The sequence below is a fragment of the Tunturiibacter gelidiferens genome (assembly GCF_051013345.1).
GTDB classification, from domain to species: Bacteria; Acidobacteriota; Terriglobia; order Terriglobales; family Acidobacteriaceae; genus Edaphobacter; species Edaphobacter gelidiferens_A.
In genome coordinates this window covers 2,332,824-2,349,699 of record NZ_CP132939.1, presented here as the reverse complement: position 1 = coordinate 2,349,699, position 16,876 = coordinate 2,332,824, and the positions used below count along the sequence as shown (strand labels likewise).

The 16,876-nt window shown below is 52.3% G+C and carries 11 protein-coding genes and 3 pseudogenes; 10 read left to right on the top strand and 4 right to left on the bottom strand.

Features of this window, described 5'->3' with window-relative positions; genetic code table 11:
• Positions 1-12: 12 nt before the first annotated feature.
• The 5 genes and pseudogenes from RBB80_RS11605 to RBB80_RS11585 form a co-directional block, all read left to right on the top strand.
• Positions 13-222, top strand: a pseudogene (locus tag RBB80_RS11605) (transposase); the annotation flags it as partial.
• Positions 223-703: 481 nt separating this feature from the next.
• Positions 704-943, top strand: a complete 240-nt coding sequence (locus RBB80_RS11600) for a hypothetical protein (protein ID WP_433968320.1) — start codon at positions 704-706, stop codon at positions 941-943.
• A 368-nt stretch (positions 944-1,311) separates the two neighbouring features.
• Positions 1,312-1,515 carry a hypothetical protein gene (locus RBB80_RS11595; RefSeq protein WP_433968319.1) on the top strand — a complete coding sequence of 68 codons (204 nt, stop codon included), beginning with the start codon at positions 1,312-1,314 and terminating at the stop codon, positions 1,513-1,515.
• Positions 1,516-1,626: 111 nt separating this feature from the next.
• The gene (locus RBB80_RS11590) at positions 1,627-1,902 is read left to right on the top strand and encodes a hypothetical protein (protein WP_433968318.1); all 276 of its coding nucleotides are present in this window, start codon (positions 1,627-1,629) and stop codon (positions 1,900-1,902) included.
• Between the two features lie 833 nt (positions 1,903-2,735).
• Positions 2,736-3,773 (top strand): hypothetical protein, encoded by a 1,038-nt coding sequence (locus RBB80_RS11585; RefSeq protein WP_433968317.1) that lies wholly within the window; start codon positions 2,736-2,738, stop codon positions 3,771-3,773.
• Positions 3,774-3,819: 46 nt separating this feature from the next.
• Here the strand turns inward: RBB80_RS11585 and RBB80_RS11580 are convergent.
• Positions 3,820-4,685 (bottom strand): annotated as a pseudogene (locus RBB80_RS11580) (ATP-binding protein).
• Positions 4,682-5,075 (bottom strand): annotated as a pseudogene (locus RBB80_RS11575) (IS21 family transposase); the annotation flags it as partial. The pseudogenes RBB80_RS11580 and RBB80_RS11575, both read right to left, overlap by 4 nt.
• A 1,140-nt stretch (positions 5,076-6,215) precedes the next feature.
• Here RBB80_RS11575 and RBB80_RS11570 point away from each other — a divergent pair.
• From RBB80_RS11570 to RBB80_RS11550, 5 genes are all read left to right on the top strand, one after another.
• Entirely contained in the window at positions 6,216-6,500 is a 285-nt protein-coding gene (locus tag RBB80_RS11570) for a hypothetical protein (RefSeq protein ID WP_433968316.1), read from the top strand.
• A 993-nt stretch (positions 6,501-7,493) separates the two neighbouring features.
• Complete coding sequence (locus tag RBB80_RS11565) at positions 7,494-8,006, top strand: Ig-like domain-containing protein (protein WP_433968315.1); 513 nt, start codon at positions 7,494-7,496, stop codon at positions 8,004-8,006.
• Entirely contained in the window at positions 7,960-8,361 is a 402-nt protein-coding gene (locus RBB80_RS11560; protein WP_433970154.1) for a hypothetical protein, read from the top strand. Before RBB80_RS11565 ends, RBB80_RS11560 begins: the two co-directional genes overlap by 47 nt.
• 47 nt (positions 8,362-8,408) lie before the next feature.
• The gene (locus tag RBB80_RS11555; protein ID WP_433968314.1) at positions 8,409-10,631 is read left to right on the top strand and encodes an FG-GAP-like repeat-containing protein; all 2,223 of its coding nucleotides are present in this window, start codon (positions 8,409-8,411) and stop codon (positions 10,629-10,631) included.
• A gap of 1,746 nt (positions 10,632-12,377) precedes the next feature.
• Positions 12,378-12,728, top strand: a complete 351-nt coding sequence (locus RBB80_RS11550) for a hypothetical protein (protein ID WP_433968313.1) — start codon at positions 12,378-12,380, stop codon at positions 12,726-12,728.
• Between the two features lie 802 nt (positions 12,729-13,530).
• Here the strand turns inward: RBB80_RS11550 and RBB80_RS11545 are convergent.
• Both RBB80_RS11545 and RBB80_RS11540 read right to left on the bottom strand, forming a co-directional pair.
• Positions 13,531-14,472, bottom strand: coding sequence for a hypothetical protein (locus RBB80_RS11545; RefSeq protein WP_433968312.1), 942 nt, complete (start codon positions 14,470-14,472; stop codon positions 13,531-13,533).
• A 17-nt stretch (positions 14,473-14,489) separates the two neighbouring features.
• Positions 14,490-16,082 carry a glycosyl hydrolase family 28-related protein gene (locus tag RBB80_RS11540; RefSeq protein WP_433968311.1) on the bottom strand — a complete coding sequence of 531 codons (1,593 nt, stop codon included), beginning with the start codon at positions 16,080-16,082 and terminating at the stop codon, positions 14,490-14,492.
• Positions 16,083-16,876 lie beyond the last annotated feature (794 nt).

The following is a 16,876-nucleotide window of genomic DNA, read 5'->3' as shown; positions in this document are numbered from 1 at the left end:
AGGAGTTTTGCCATGAAGAAGAAGTTCTCGGTAGAGCAGATCGAGTCTGTGTCGAAGCAGGCTGAGGTGGGAGTTCCGGTCGCGGAGCTGATTCGGAAGGTCGGGATCAGTAAACAGACGTTCTATCGCTGGAAGTCGAAGTACGTTGGCCTGGAGGTGGACCAGATGCCGCAACTGAAGCAGCTGCGGGACGAGAACACACGGCTGAAGCAGTTGGTCAGTTGACTGGTGCGAACCGACGCTAGGTCTTTCTGATGCTATCAGCTGTGGATTATGGGACGAGCTTGTAAACATCGAAGCGGTCGATGCTGGGCTGACGTTGATAGTGGGACCAGATCTGAGCAAACTGAGGGCTTCGGAGGAACCATGAGGCGAAGTCGACTTTTTCCCGAAGATTCCCAAGCAGGGATATTCGAGATCGCAGCGTTGCACGAGGACTATAGCGGGGTGCCAGTACTCAAAGTCCTCGACTGTAGCGGTGCGCTGGATGGTGGCGAGTTGAGTGACTCTTTGCGTGGTGAGCTGCTTGAAGGGAGCATGTGGGCCGGTAGGGCCGAGTTCGTTTTGAAGGATGGACGGCATCAACCAAAGGCAAGCGAAGCGGCTTGCCCAGGTAAGGCCGAGGTTGTAAGTGACGGACATGGGGGAGACGCTGGTGGAGAAAACATAGACAGGTGTGGATGGCGGGTATTGGGAGAGGAAAGTGCGTAGTTCGAGGTCGGGCAGAGCTTCGGGGGCGGAAAAGACGATGCGGGGACGGATGGCCGCGACGCAGAGGAATGCGGCGGCGGCGATGGCGGAGGTTATGAGCGTGATTTTGCGGACGAGGCGAGCGTCTGAGAGGAGCTTCGCGACGAAGCTGTCGAAGAGCGCATTGAAAAAGTCAATGGGCAGCCAGGCGATGGCGAGGAAGAGGAGGGCTCGCTGGGGGAAGCTGTGGTAGGGCCAGTCGGTGTGTTGAATATCGCAGGCGATAGAGGCAGCGAAGCTGCAGAGCAGGAGCGCGAGGGAGGCGGTTGCGTCGCTGAGGGATTTACGGAGGAAGACCCAAAGCAGAGTGGCTCCAATCAATAGAGCCGTGTAGCGACGCAGGCTAAGGGCGAGCGAGAGAGCGTTGTAGTTGCCGAGGGCCCAGTAGGTATCGAGGAGTATGGGATATGTGCTGGAGAAGTAAAGAGGCGTGAAGATTTGAACGATGGCGAGGAGGAAGAGGCAGGTGATGATGAGGGAGAGCAGCTCGGGGGCGAGGAGACGGCGGAGAGTGCGGAAGCGGAGGGCTAGGAAGAGTTCGAGACCGATAAGGATGATGACTTGGTGCGGCTTGAGCCAGATGGCGAGCCCGGCGGCGGCACCGAGGGCGAAGCGCTCGGGAAGAGGCAGGCGACCTGCGACCCAGGTGGCTACGGCGAGGATATATGGAAAGAGCAAGATGGCGAGAAGATGCTCGCGCTGGCCGAAGTCGTACTCGCCAATGCTGCACTCGGCGTAGAGGATTGCAAGGGCGATAAGGGTTAGTGAGAGTGGATTGGTGAAGGTGCGACTGCAGCGCAGAATTCTGATGCACCATGCGACGCTGACGAGAGTCAATACGAGGACGAGAAGCTGAAACAGGAAGACAGGTGAGGCGTGAAGACCCTGGCCCAGGAGGATGGGAATCGCGGAGAACCAGATGATGAGAGGAGGGTTGGTTTCGGAGAGGTGCGGGCCGTAGATTTGGTCGCCTGCGATGAAGCGCTGGGCTTCGACGAGGTAGGAGGACTGGTCGTGCCCGAGGGGCGCGTGAAAGAGATGAAAGAGGAGAGAACCTGCAATGAGTACGGCGGCAGACAGGACGACGAGGATGCATCCGACGGAAAGGAGCGGGGAGAATCTTTTTGTGGTCATCTAGGGGTTCTCGCTTAGGACTTGTCTGAATCTAGCTGGGTTGCTCGGGTCTATCGTGATTTTGGGGATGGGTTGAGAAAAAAGGGGCAGGTCACGCTCTGGCGGTTCAAAGAAATTGGTACCATAACGCCTGATTATCTTCTTCTCGAAAATATACAAAGGGGTGTTAAATTTGCCAAAGCGCATGCTCCCATTCTCTCGCACATGGATATTCGAATCTGTGGCGAGAAATCAGTCCGGCGTCAGGAACGGATGTCTTGGGGCAGCATTGTTCGTCCCCGTAATCTCTCTCATTGTCGGATTGCTTTTTCTAAAAGCGGGGTGGGATGACGGGGCGATCACAGCCGCGTTTTCAAGGACGTTTGCAGATACTGGCGTGATCGCGCTAACTCCACTTTCCCCTCACGTAGAAGGCTTTTCCTCTCTGAGTTGGTTTCTTCTTCTGACGCTCGCCCATCCTTTTGGACATGATCCTTCTAGATATCTGATATGGATGAAGGTTCTTTCTGCTCTCTTTACTTTCCTCTCGCTTGTTTTTTTATTTTCTCAACCGACGTTTTTTAGTGAACCGCAATCTAGTAGCGTTTTCAACATGGATTCTGGCATTTGCCATTACCCCTCTCTATGAGACATTCAACGGAATGGAGATGAATCTCTCTCTTTTTTTGTTTCTATGCTTAATCTATTTGTTGACGGCTAATATTAATTCTTGGATTAAATTCTCGGTGTGTTGGTTGGTAGTATCTCTCTTTATGGCTACTCGATTCGAAGCGCCATATATGCTGGTGGCTCTCTTGATAGGGTGCACATTAAGCCAAAGAGAAGTCCCTAGATGTCCGAGCATACGGTTCATGTGCGCTTTGGCCTCGGCAGGCTTTGCCAGCTTTGTCGCCATGGAATTGTGGCGCCACAATACGTTTGGGATTTGGATGCCGAACACTGTTTATGCGAAGTTATGGTGGCCTTATCAAGAAATTCATACATGGCATGGGCTGGCCGCCGGCAGAGGCAGCGCTACTATGGAGTTAGTGGAAGTTTTATTTTCGCCGTTACTTCTATTTTTCTGGCTTCTTGTTTCTAATCGATTTGTTTTTCGGAATCACCACACTCGTGTGCCTTCCCTCATATCCACCTTGGCTGTTGGGGCTGTCCTGTTCGGTTTAGTGTTCGGCAAAAACCTTGGTCATCGTGGCAGAATGACAGAATCTCTTTTGCCGTTCATTATTTTGCTTTTATCCTTTTGTATAGCAAATATTGCCTGTGAAAACGACGAACTGTTACTGCCGCTCGTCTTAGCCGCGATGCTGCATTTAGGGTTCTGGTCTGTCAATGCTTACTTTCTTGCGCATCGCGGAAATAGTGTCTCGATTCGTAAATTCGAGAACGAAGGGCGAGCTTCGGAGCGGATTCGGCAACTTTTGCACCACGAATCCTTGACGATTATGATTCCTGATGTTGGTGGCGCGGCGCTTTGCTGCGACAAGCTTCGAATATTAGACATCGCCCTCTTGACGAATCCGACTCTAGCGCGGGAAGGATATGGTAATTTCGAATCGTATTTTGTCTTAAACCGGCCTGACATCGTGGTAGCACATGAAGTATGGGCAGAGGCCAGTCATCTCTACAAGGACGGCTTGCTTGATAACTATTCCTTGGTTCAAGCACAACAGACACGCCTGTTCGTGCGGAACGATCTATACGCTCAACTACTTACAGAGAATATCGGCGAACTACACAAGATTACGGAACTGCCAGTTTGTTTGGGCTATTCTAGTGCTGACCAAGAGTACTCTCGAAAAAGGGATCATGTCTCCTCATTCAAAATGAGGCAAACAGCAAGTAGTTTCCTGTCAGGAGTTCTAGACTTTCGGCAAGCGCACGCGTTTTGACATTTGATGGTGACCGGTCTGGGGCTCCGCACTCGCATGAGTGAAATCATCTCAATATGTATCTCAAGGGCGGAGTAAAACCAGGCCACTGGGGCGAAGTAAAAGTAGGCCAGTAGTTGGACGTAAAGTTGTTGAGTATTCGGGGAGAAGGGGCGCTGGCGCGTAGCGGAAGCGGCCCTCCTCCCCGATGTGCGTTTGGAGGGGTAGTGTCAGCGTTCGGCGGGTGGCAGCCGTTTGCGGCGGCTCTATTTAAGGCGGTAGGTTGGAGGTGATTAGAGTGGAACCGCGCTCGTAGCGTTGGCTGAGCATCTCGAAGAGCAATTCGGCGCCGCTTTTCGATGGGGGGCACGAAGCCGAGCTCATCGACGATCAGCAGTTCATAGCTGGCGATCTGCTTCTGGAAGCGGAGCAGCTTCTTTTCGTCGCGAGCCTCGATCAGTTCGCTGACCAGGGCGTCGGTGGTGGTGAAGCGAACGCGGGGTCCACGCTGGCATACGGCCAGACCTAGAGCCAGGGCGAGGTGCGTTTTGCCCGTTCCGCTGTTGCCCAGCAGCAGCACGTCTCGCGGCGGGCAAGGAACTCACATCGCGCCAGCTCGAGCACCAGGGTCTTGTTCAGCGTAGGTATGGCAAGGAAGTCGAAGCTGTCCATGGTCTTGACGACCGGGAACTTCGCCTGCCGGATGCGGCGTTCGGTGGCCCTGCGTTCGCGGTCCAGCAACTCCAACTCGGCCATGCGCAGCAGATAGAGTTGATAGTCCACCTGCTCGACCGCACACTGCCGCGCCACCTTCTCGTACTCGCGCAGGATGGTGGGCAGCCGCAGTTCCTTCAGGTGATGCTCCAGCAGCAACTGCGGCGTGTCGGCTGTATGAGCCGTAGTGTTGGTAGCAGAGACATCGGCGCCGCTCATGCGCACACCTCGGCAAGCAAGGTCATGTAGTCGGCGGCCTCCGTGGTGCGCACCTGGGCCAGGGGCAGGGGGATAGTTCTCCATGTCCAGCCGCGGCGGTCTTCGTTCGATGCGGCACAGCAGCAGATGACGCTCTGCATCGAAGCTGATCGTGGCTAACCGCAGGGCATCTTCGATGGCATGGGTTAGCTCACCGAGGTCGAAGGTCTCCAGCAGGCGAAGCGCCTGCACGTACTCGCGGCCGCCGTGCTGCTTGAGCTTGGCTTCGAGCAGACGCCGCAGTTGGGCGAAGCACTCCGGTAACTGCCAGCCTGCCAGCGGCGCGGCCTGATCGAGGGCGCGTGTCTTCTGTTCGAGCAACGCCAGATAGTGCAGCGGATCGAAGACCACCCGATATGCGAGGGCTAGCTGCAGACGCTTGGGTTGTCTTCGGCTCACCGGTTGTTCCGGTCCCCTATTTTCCCCAATCCCAAGCTCGAGGCCAACCTCGCCTACCGTGTGTCATGATGCAGGATCTCTCACCCCATAGGGATAGGAGTTGTGTGGCTGAACCCCTCCTCGGTTGTTCGAATATTCTTTTCAAGCCATCGCTTGGCCCGCCACCTTCCAAATGGCCGTGCCAGTAAAATTAAGACGAATGCTGCGATCAACGCAATGCGCATTGCTTCCTCCGTTGTCATAAGACCTTATCGACCTCTTCGGCTTTTACATTAGGAGGTAAACTCTCTTCCCGGTTTGAACTGACCTGACCAACAAAACGATCCAGATGCCACTGCGTGCCCAAGGCAGGCGGACTACTGATGACTAGCGACTCCTCATTCCGACTGCGGGCGCGGGCGCGGGCACGATCACAATCATTAGAACTCTCCAATAAATGAATTGATACGCTTTGCTCTCCAACCCGTATTGGGGTGCCCTTTGTCGCCTATCGCACTCGCCAATACATCAATTCAAACAATTCCTGATTGACACCTAAGCTGTAGCGCCTTCGATTCGGACCTTCACGTGCTATTTCAGAAGTCGCAGCGGCAAGCAGCAGCAAATTCAGATTAGGTGTTTCTCATTATGTCCATTACCGCGGAAACTTCCGTAACGGCTCATCTCAGTATCCCTGACGTCGGCTGCGATTCAGTCGTAGAGACCTGGCGCGGACGGCGCCCTCTTGTTTGGTCTATCTCCAGCTTTGTTAGGAAGAACAAAATCAATCGCTCGAGACTTTTAGCGAAGCCGGTCTTAGTGGGAGCATTCTGTTATTCAGCATGTGTCTCGTTCTCCCAAAGTCTGCCGACGGCGACTCAGCGGCTTCAGCTTTCTACCTTCATGGCTGGTTCTAGAGTCTCGAATAATGTAGCGGGGGGAAAGAAATAAACTTTATCTCGGGGCTCGACCTCACTCTGCCTGCTGTCAAGGGTATTAGACCCTCTGTCGAAGCACGCGGATCTTATCCATTAGGAGGCGGCACCGTAGCCCGTCAAAAAGTGTTTCTGTTAGGCCCGGGGGGGCTACGACGCTGGGCGCTTGCATTACTACGTGAATGCTCTTGTCGGACGCGGTCGGATCAACTATGAAGATAATGGTTACATCTTCCGTGGATTTAGATATATCACCTCTACTTCCATGGTCTCGGCGTGCGTAACAGGTATGGACATCGGCCTTACTCATCAGTTCAGCGCCAAAGTCGATTTTCAGTATCAGCATTGGACCGCCCCATCACCGTCCTTCGGTTCCATCAACCCAGTAGTCTTCAGTCTAGGCGGAGTCTACAAGTTCGATTTGAACACACATCATCGTGGATGGAAGAACAGTCTCGACTAGCGTCTCCAATATGTCATCCCTATGACCGAGATTTTCCGAAAACCGTCGATGAGCTCAACAATGCGACCGCGGCACGGCATCTGCACAATCTGCGCTGGGCAAGTGTGTAGTATTGGGATGAACGGTTATAACGAACGTTCACCGCTCGAACATGAAGCTTTGGCTATCACCGCCTAAAGAGCAACCAATGCGACTGTTCGTACCGAAGGACCCCGCGCCACTCTGCCCCCAAACAATGACATGCCACTTAGCTTACTCAATGGGTTGCCTCCTGAGCCGGCTAATATTCGGGAGATGTTGATACAACCAATGAGCGATTGGGAATTCAGGTCTGTGTTGATCTCTTGCGGATTTCGAGCCATGTTGACAAGCCTGAGCTAGGTCTGGGAATTCCTCGGGCGAAATGCGTCAGGTGCGTATCGCAGAAATTGGCTGAATTAAGAGAATGGATTCATGGTAATTCCCTATAAACAATGACCGATTTGCGATGTAGGTAGCAACCTGAGTGTCTTCCGAACGCCAAAAATCTGCACAGAAATTGAATTATGAAGAGATAAATTAACAGAGCAACCAAAGCATGGTGATTGCCGGAATGTATTTGGCGCGCCTAATTGTAGATCGTTACGCCCTCAACGGCTGAATTCATTCGGCTGTGTCCTGCGGTCGAGATACGCTCGATAACGATTCTCATATGAAGACGCTGTCACCTTAGAAGAGTCCAGCCTGATAAGCCGAGCAGTTTAGGGCGGGAGACGCGCAACCATCTCCGCCTGTTTAGCAGTCTCTAATCCTTTGCCTAAAACATTGGTCTTCGACTTGCCGATAACAATGTGCATTGGACGATTAAGGTACCGAATTCCAGGAATTGTAGATATGTGTCACTGGTTTCGCATATGGCTAGCGGCAAGATCCGTATGCCCGCAGATCTGCTTTCCGCCAGACAAGGTACAAATCGTCTTGATCAGCTGATCGTACTAAGAATCGAGAAAAATAATGATTAGAGAATTCAGATTGACTACTTTCGGATGCTTATTGATCTCTATAACAGCAGTGGCTTCTGCTGCTTCTAGTCAAGCACATCTAAGTCAGACCGTTTTACAAGCGCCAACTAGGACTAGCTTAGATTCTCCGAATGGTATGGCCCTTGCTACGACAGATGTAGTAATTGCCGTGAACGTCACGGGACCAACGGGCGCCCCTGTGCCCGCGGGGGCCGCATCATTGTTTGATGGGACCGCTAAGGTCAATGAAACGCCTCTTGTCAATGGTTATGTAAGCTTTACGATCAACTTCGCGGCAGTCGGGATTCATCAACTAACCGCTTGTTTTGAAGGATCCGCAAATTACTTAACCAGTTGCGGAACACTTGCTTTTCAAGCCTTACCTCCCTACACCCTGCAGCAGACCCATCAATCCGGAACCGCCGTCGGCTCCGCGACATTCACAGATCTCTTAAAGGGTGATCCCAGCCCCTGGGTATGTCGGCGTCGTTCAGTTGGGCTGTAGGGTTGACTCCGGTAAGTGCGGCGTGTCGGCGCCGTCACTCACCTTTGTAGGCAATGGCGCGCCGCAATCCGTCGTGACATCGTTTACGCCGATCGGCACACAGTCAACCGCAGGAATGCTCCTCATTCCATTACTAGGAACCATCGGTTGCGCCGTCCGCCGAAGAATCAAGTTGTCGAAACTTGTTGGCGCGGTGCTTGCTTCCATGTTTCTACTAGCAGCGATCGGGTGCGGCCCTCTCGTCGCTTTCCCCTATTTTCCGCCGTTATCCATGTATGTGATGGGCGCCTCGGGTGACTACAGTCAGTCTGTGACATATCAGATCAATGTGGATCCTTTGACGGTCAATCAGTAGCCCAACGGACAAATTGCTTGGTTTGCAATGAAGAGGAGTTTATTACGATGAAAACCAATTTCACGAAGTCTGTGATGAAACTATCACTTTGGCTGTTGATTCCGCGCTGCCTAATCGCTGCCAACGCGCAGACGGTTACAACCTTGGTCGTCACGCCAGGTGGTGTCATTTCCTCCGGTACTGTCGTTACGTTAACCGCGTTGGTCACGAGTTCTGCTGGCACACCTCGCGGCACTGTCTCCTTTTGCGATCCCGGTTTTCCGGTTTGTTTGCCTGGCGATGGTCTATACGGTACAGCACAGCTTACAAGCGATGGAAATGCTAGTCTCACATTGAGACTGCCGGCAGGTACGAACAAAGTTCAAGCGAATTTTGAAGATTTTGGAGCAGCTAGCAGATCTGAGACGACCACGGTTGCTGTTACGCCGATCAGCGTCTACCCAAGCGTCACCTCACTGGCTGGAACTGGAAGTCCTGGAGACTACACCTTAAGCGGGACAGTGAGCGCATATGGGGGTCTTCCAATGGTCAGTCAGATAGGTCTACTCGATCTGACCAATAGCAACTTGCAGATAGCATCCGTACCATTGTCAAATCCAAGGTATGCGCTTTCGGCAGCAGCGCAAATTTCGGCTGGCATTAACCCATATTCGGGGGCGGTTGGCGATCTGAACAACGATGGGATACCAGACGTTGCCGTAACGGATGAATATAGCAATTCGGTGTCTATCTTACTCGGCAACGGCGACGGAACCTTCAAGCCCTTTGTCACCTATGACACTGGAGCAACTCCACTATCGGTCACGATTGCTGACTTTAATCGAGATGGGATTCCGGATTTGGCGGTGGCCAATTCCACCGAAGGGACCCTATCGGTACTGTTGGGGGTTGGAGACGGGCAGTTTCAACCGCAGCGAAAGTATTGGGTGGGGACAGAACCGTTTGCACTCTCAGTTGCTGACTTCGACGGCGACGGGAATCTAGATCTCGCCTGTGCAAATGAAAGCGACGGAACGATCTCTGTATTGCTTGGAAATGGTGATGGGACATTCCAATCTCAAATACTGGCTAATGTTTCGGCGAACCCAGATGCGCTTGTCTCGGTGGACTTGAATGGAGACGGTGTTCCGGATCTAGCCGTAGCCACAAACAATGCGATTTCTGTTCTCATTGGAAACGGTGACGGCACCTTTAAGCCTTCTGTAAACTATATAGCTGGTTCCGGATTAGAGGGAATAACGGTCGGCGATTTCAACCGAGATGGCGCACCCGATCTTGTCGCCGTTGACTTTGGCGGCTCAAGTATTTCGGTGCTTCTGGGCAATGGCGATGGTACTTTCCAGGCGCAAGTTCCTTATCGGGTCGGTAACTACCCCTATTCGGCGGCTGTCGGAGACTTCAACAGAGATGGGATCGCTGATTTGGTCGTGTCAAACGACGCAGACGATACGGCTTCAATACTCCTCGGGAATGGAGATGGCACCTTTCAACCTCAATTCACACTTGCTACAGGGAGCGGTCCACGTGGTCTAGTAGTGGCAGACTTCAATCTCGATGGAGTCCCAGATCTGCTAATAAGCGATACGTCGGCAACTACTGTCTCAGTCTTCCTGGGTCAACAGAGCAGCACCTTCAGTGTAGACCACGTTTCTATCGTGGGGACCGGATCACATAAGGTTGTTGCGAATTTTGGTGGGGACGGGAGCCGGATTAGGAGTCAGTCTCCTCCAGTTGCACTCCTCGCAAGTCCGGCAGTTCCGGTGCTTTCGCTCGTGTCGGCACCAAATCCTTCTACTTTCGGAACAGCTGTTACCTTGGTGGCTTCAGTGTCTAAGACTTCTGAGATCGAACCCACGGGAACTATAACGTTCCAAGACGGATCAACTCTTATAGGCAGTTCCCAACTGTCTGGAGGATCGGCCTCGATTGTCACCACGACCCTTGCCGTCGGTTCTCATACCATCTCCGCAATCTATGACGGAGATTCGAACTATACGGTGACATCCTCGTCCATGAGCCAAATAGTTAGTAAGGCGGTCGCAGCCATTAACCTATCTTCATCCCATGATCCCTCGATGTATGGGAGCGCCGTTACGTTTTCCGCGACCTTACCAGTGGGCGCGACAGGAACGATAAGCTTCAGAGACGGCGATCAACTATTGGGAACGGTTCCGCTAGCATCCGGAATTGCTTCGATTTCCGTGGTCTCTTTGGAAGCCGGCAGTCATGACATCAGCGCTACTTATTCCGGAGATCAGAACTTCCAGTAGGAAGTGATTTCGATCTCCACGCGTGCCAGAGACCCTCGGAGAGTGACCGTCCGACAACATCCGAAGTGTCTTCTGCTCAAGTCAAGGACGGAGACTCGCGCTTTCTGGGACTCGACCAAATCGATTGTGGCCGGAAGGATTCCTGGCTCATGCGGCCTCTTGTCGGAGGAAAGGGCGTGTCTGAGGACAAAACCCTCACGGTTCGAAGCTGATCTGAACAGGATTATCACTTCAAACTGTCCATCACAGCCACTCACTCACCGGATCGTGCTAATCCAATATTCGTATGCTTCTTCTTCGTTGCAGAACCATCGGTACCCCGACTGCACCATCCGTGTCTTACTAAGTACTGCGCCACAGCAGACGCACTTGGCAGTCTCGGCGTATCTTTCGGAGAATAGGAATTTCATAAGTCTCGTCATATGAATTATCTAGCGTAAGCCTCGGGAACGATGGATATGGCTAAAGCATGTTCATCCGACAATCACTACGTCTGCCTCGGAGTGCATTGCACTGATCATCAGGTTCCTCCAACCTCATTCGAGAGAGCCGACCAAAAACACCAGAATGACAACGAATCATTATACTGTGGACCACAGTTCCCAAAACCACTACCGTAGTTGGCTGCTTCTAGTCAGCTTTGGTGGTCGGGTGGACAGCGTTCGGTTGAAATCCATTTCATCCCATCTACGCCCCCAAAGCAGCGATAATTCTTTTGAGACCCGTACGACCCGAACACCGTACAGAAATCCGCGACCCTGCACGTCGGTCAAGAAATGACATCGAAATTACCATCGGCAAAGTACGCTTCCGTTCTGCGGAACCGCACCGAAACGTCAAGGCGCTCAAAAAGGGGATGGTAACAAAGGCACTTGGTGAGACCTTTTCGATGCAGAGGCGGAAGATCTTCTCCGGGCTGTTTCGAAACCTGCCAGGTTTGCTCGATGGGCTGTAGAGCATCCTTGTCCACTGTTTTTCTCTCAACTATAAAGTGTGTTCGAAAGATGAAACGCGGTTCTCAACCAATTTTGGTTCAGTGCAACGACAATCGATTCTGCGTCGTAAAATGACTGGCACCCCGCAAGGGCGTCGTAGCCAATGAATTTCTGGGTAGCATCATCGCAGGCGCAGTTGGACTTCCTGTGGTAGCTGAAAGTATCGTGATTCACCTGTCCGATCAGTTTATCGATAGTGAGCCAGACATCGGGTTTGAACTCCCTTCAGGAAGAAAGCGTCCTGACGCCTTCTTGCATTTTGGAACCTGCTTTTTGGGCAACCCTTTGGTCCGCAACGGTCATCAGAGTACATCAATCCTTCGAGAATCGATTCCATTGCGAATCGGGAGGCATTTTTAGGGATGTGCATCTTAGACGTTTGGGCTAATCATCAAGACAACCGACAGGCTGTTTTCCTCAGGAGATTGGGCGATGACGCTCAGGAGGCTCTCTTCATCGACCACGGTCACATATTTGGCGGACCTCACTGGCACTTCCGGGAGCGGCCGTCCTGACGTCCTTTCTTCGGTCACCTCAATTCTTTCACCGCGATGGTACAACGGCGACTTGGGAAGCCTAACCATCACTATCTAACACGAACGAACTTGTCTATACTGGTGCGACGAGCTCCCGACAGTTCGTTCATCGGAACAGCGAAATGATACCGTGCGATTACCAGATTCTCCAATACACAAACTCCGAACTCCGAACGGACGGAGTGCCGTTTATCGTGGTCTTGCGGATTCATATAATGAATTCGTCCGTTCTGACGGCCTATGTCTTGAAAAATTGGGAAACTATGGTCGAATTCGATAGTGAGCTTGATGATATCGAAGCTTTTCTAGAAGATCTCCGGCAGCAGAGCCGCGCTTCGCCGGCATCCGATACACGTTTCTTCGATCGTCTGAACAGCCTTGGTGTTGGACCGCTTCGCGCGTTGGGATCGGGCTCTTGCGCTGTACAACAGTTGGATACGGTAATTCCGATGTTTTTCGTTGAGATACCAGAAATATCAACTTGGCAAAGATCCTTCAATATGGTGGGTGAGGATTTTTTGACTCGACAGGAAACCTGGCCGCGGCATACCGTATGGACTCTTTGAAGTCAGACCGGTAGAGTCGAGATATAGGGGACCCGATCACTCTTACTGATCGCTGCCTCAGGCAATGGAGCGAGCATCAAGGACACAGAGTCGGTCGTTCTGTACGATGATGTGCAGCTACTGGCTCCGAGAACGTCTTAAAGACAGGGGGCGAAGCGCCAACATCTCATGAGCTTTAACTCGCCAAGCTAAATGACAGGGAATCATTTCGCTAAGTGGCAAGTCGTTCAAATTCTCGGGCTTAGGGAAGTGGAGGGACTGAAACAGCGGAGTACCGGACGGTTGCCTCCTGGGCGGACAAGCTACGTCGCGCTGACGCACCGAGTGGGCCCATCTTCGAAGTTTCGGACCAGATCAATTGGACGGAGACTTGCGGTTGAGCACGTTCCGAAACCGCGCAAAGCTGGTCGTCGCGGACCAGTAGGCCGCTTCGAAAATTGTCTTCGGTCCTCGATTCTCATCAAACCGAATGTCAGTCGGAATTAAATTATTTCGCCGGTTTCGTTTTGCAGTGACCATATTGGTTCGCGACTCTCTCACGGAGAGCGCTCAATCAGATGCACAACATCAGATCCTCCTTCCCCACCGTCCGAGACTTCCTTGTTCCTAAAACCGCTTTCCCTTTTGATGGCAGACTGCCTGGGCTATGATGACACCAAGCACCGGACAGCGACCTGCAGCTGGACGCGAGTCGTTGGACGGACCGGGCTAGGTTACACATATCTGGAAAGACCCCCGATAACCCGCGATGCGAGAGCTTTAGCCTTCGTCGCAGACAGCAGCCCATCGGATGTAAATGTCTTTAGTCATTTGGGTCTAAGAGATCAACTGACCACTTCTGGTTATTTGCGCCGCTCTCGACTGAGAGAGAAACGCAGCCTAGAGAATCGGTTGCCAATGCCAAACCGTTTGCTCTGTTGATGAGGTGGAAAGAGCCGTCTCCAAGTGGCCTTACGTTCCACCGCTGCCCAGCATCAGACATCGTCTCGGAAAGCCCCGGGTAGGGATAATCTAACGAATCGCCACTTCGGTTCGACAGGAAAGCAATCCCGTTACTCAAGCCATAGAAGCCGTCGACGTTTTGCTGCACTGTCCAAGCCCCATTCATTGTCAATGAACCATTACTGCAAGTAGAAGGTGCTTGCGCAGATTGTCCATTCGGCGCCAAGGGGGTCAATGTATATGTCGCGGATCCGCTAAATGAAGACTTTGGTTGAATTGTTATGCCGATACCATCGCTTAAGACGAGGATCCGGTGCAAATCGATTTCAGTGGCATCTGACGAGGGTGTCAACCGTGGAACGACATATTCCGTGCGTGCCTGCGCGAACATGTTCTCGACCACTGAGGGTGATGAAGGTACATCGAGGACTGCTGTTGGAGTGTTGTTATTTGTGGATTCAAGATTAGAGAGTTGCGTAGCATGCGTTACGGTTCCATCAGTCGCAAGCATTGACAGCCCCATTTCCTGTACTGTACCAGCAATCATCACAGCAGCTTTCGGAGACTGGTCTATGGTCAAAGTCGAGTTACTAACCACACCTAGAAGGCTTACTGAGCCGGAAAACTGGCTTGCTTTCATCATCGGCGCAGAGGATGGTGTATAGACGGTTCCCCCTTCGAGAGTCACGACCTCAGATCCCGATAACGTGAATTGCTGCGAACCCTGACCGGCGTCATGCCAGCCATCTTCGACCAAAAAGTGTCCTCCGCCAGACACTTCATAAGAATCGAGAGAGGTCATGAAGCCATCTAGGCGACCTAACGTCTGACCTCCCCCTGCCGGACGGGACCTCCCGTGACAACGGCAGCTTGACCGGAGCCGGCGTTTAGTTCACCAATCCGTACATCTACCAACGCATTGTCAATTTCATCCACCTGGAGACTGAGCTTCGAAAAGGCGGTCTTGCATTGATCACAATGAACACTGGTGGAAGGACGATCCGCGATATCGATCTCCAAGGCAGTGTCCGTCGTCAATCCCCCAAGTGAAGCAAGTTGCATGTTCTCAAGTCTCACATGAGTTCCTGAAATTTTCAGGACGGGACCAGAAAGAGAGATTGTGCCCGCGAGATCGGTAAGAGGGCCGTCTCCGGTTAGGGTGAGATTTGCCGAGTCGGGGACGTTAATGGTTTGATCGATCAAAAACTGGCCGGCCGGAAAGTGGACCACCCCGCCTTCCCGGCTCAGGGCAGCGCTATCCACTAGTTTCTGAATCTCACTAGCGGACGAACCTAACGGAACCTCAAAAATAGGGCGCCCGCTTGGGGGAGGAATGTAAACATCCACCGGAATATCAACTTTAGGGATAATGTCCGTTGAGCTTTGCTCTTCATCGACACTATTCATCACACCGATGTAACCTGTAAATGGTTTCGCCACAGCAAACACATTTCCAATAGAAAAGACGCCAAGCGGGTTGTAGCCCGTCTCGGAGAGAATGTTAAGCGACTGATCCAGTCCCGCAAAATAATTGTCGATTAGCATAACCGGACCTGGGTTTCCTATTTGTATAGGAGTGGTAGTCGGATTAATAACTGTATTTCCTTGAAGAATGATGTTTGCCCCGGCTCCGATGGGTCCCCCAATAAAGAAAGCTGCTGAGTCAAAGGAAATATTTTGCCTCTCCGAAAAGGGTCCGGTGTTCCACATCATCATGTCGGTGTACTGCGACCGGACAAAGACGCTATTTGAAACATTGAAAGCTCCAGAACCGGATCCTCCGGGCCCGGCATTGGTGACGCCAACGTTGCAGTCTGTAAAGAGAGAGTCGACGACGTTGAAATTCAATGCATTCCAGTTTTCTAAGCTAATACCAGCTATCGTATTGTGATCAAAGTGCACACGTTGAACGCTCGTTTCACCTGCAAATCCTACTTGGATTCCAATTCCTGCGTGACTGATCTGCTGGTCTTCGATATCGTCGTAAGTCGGATAGTTCTCTCCGTTCTCAAGTGAAGACGCAATCCGTATCACAACCCCCGCTTTGTCTTCGCCGTTCCAGCCGAGGCGCGCGAGTCGGAACCAAGCGCAGCCTTCAAGATCCAGCATGATTCCACTAGCTGAACCATTCCACTGAATGACTGATTTTGTAGGATCTTCGCCTATGATTGAGAATTGCTGGCAGGCCGTCATCCGTAGCGTGGCGCTGATAATATAATTTCCTTTCGGCACCCAAAGAACCGCCGGATTCGAGACTAGTCGGTTCAACGCGTTCTGGAATGCTTGCGTATCGTCGGTAACGCCATCTCCCTTTGCTCCAAACACGGTCTGAACATTCAACCAGGACGGAAATGGCCCATCGAACTGCTGAGCATGCTCTGCGAAACCGGCAGGAGGAGCGACTTGTTTCATAACACAGTTGAAGGACGAAGATGCTGAAAGCGATCCGAATTGAACCGAGGCTGCGGCAGTTCCGGGACCGTTGCAGAATGCAATGCCCTTGGGTGAAATATATGCGACCGAAGAGCTTCCGGACCAAGCAGATGTGGAGCTTACATCTGCCGATGAGCCGTCCGAATAGTCTGCAGTGGCTGTGAACGCGTAAGGGCTCTCAGATCGCACGGTCTTGGTCGAATTAGCGATCCGAAGCCTGACTAAGCTTGGCCTTTGCGGAATGAACGGCGTGGGGGGAGTCGAAGTGGACGGGCCACTCGGCGGCGGTTGAGGGTTGCCAGAAACTGGCTGAATGTTATTGCCACAGCCTATAGATGTCATGCAAAGCGCAAGGACAATAGTTGCAGCTAAACGTAGGGATGTAGCGTTGCGGGTAGGCATCACCCCCGTTATCGGCTCGCACTTAGCCGCAACCCAGCAGGGCCCGCTTTATTTAGACCAACGTAACGTGACTCTGAAGCCAATGGCAGTCATGCGAATTCGATCGGGGAGCCTTTTTAGAGAAGCAACTTGCGGTGCCAACTAATGACTCGTTAGAGTTTCCGGCGCATAAGAGCCACGAACCCTCTTACAGTGTTGGCCTCTCACGTGGAACATGACGGATACCAACCACCTGCAGTTCGGCACCAAGAACGAATGGGTTAGAAATTTGCAATAAACGAACCATCGTTATGGTCCCGAATCTGCGGAAGGCTATTGCAAGATCGCTTCGAAATGCACCTTCGGAAAGGTAGCTTATCAGAGCTAGTAGG

Coding starts and splice junctions, on each gene's coding strand:
- RBB80_RS11585 (WP_433968317.1), top strand. CDS start 2,736: ATGTGCGCTTTGGCCTCGGCAGGCTTTGCCAGCTTTGTCGCCATGGAA.
- RBB80_RS11565 (WP_433968315.1), top strand. CDS start 7,494: ATGATTAGAGAATTCAGATTGACTACTTTCGGATGCTTATTGATCTCT.
- RBB80_RS11555 (WP_433968314.1), top strand. CDS start 8,409: ATGAAAACCAATTTCACGAAGTCTGTGATGAAACTATCACTTTGGCTG.
- RBB80_RS11550 (WP_433968313.1), top strand. CDS start 12,378: ATGAATTCGTCCGTTCTGACGGCCTATGTCTTGAAAAATTGGGAAACT.
- RBB80_RS11545 (WP_433968312.1), bottom strand. CDS start 14,472: ATGACCTCTCTCGATTCTTATGAAGTGTCTGGCGGAGGACACTTTTTG.
- RBB80_RS11540 (WP_433968311.1), bottom strand. CDS start 16,082: ATGAAACAAGTCGCTCCTCCTGCCGGTTTCGCAGAGCATGCTCAGCAG.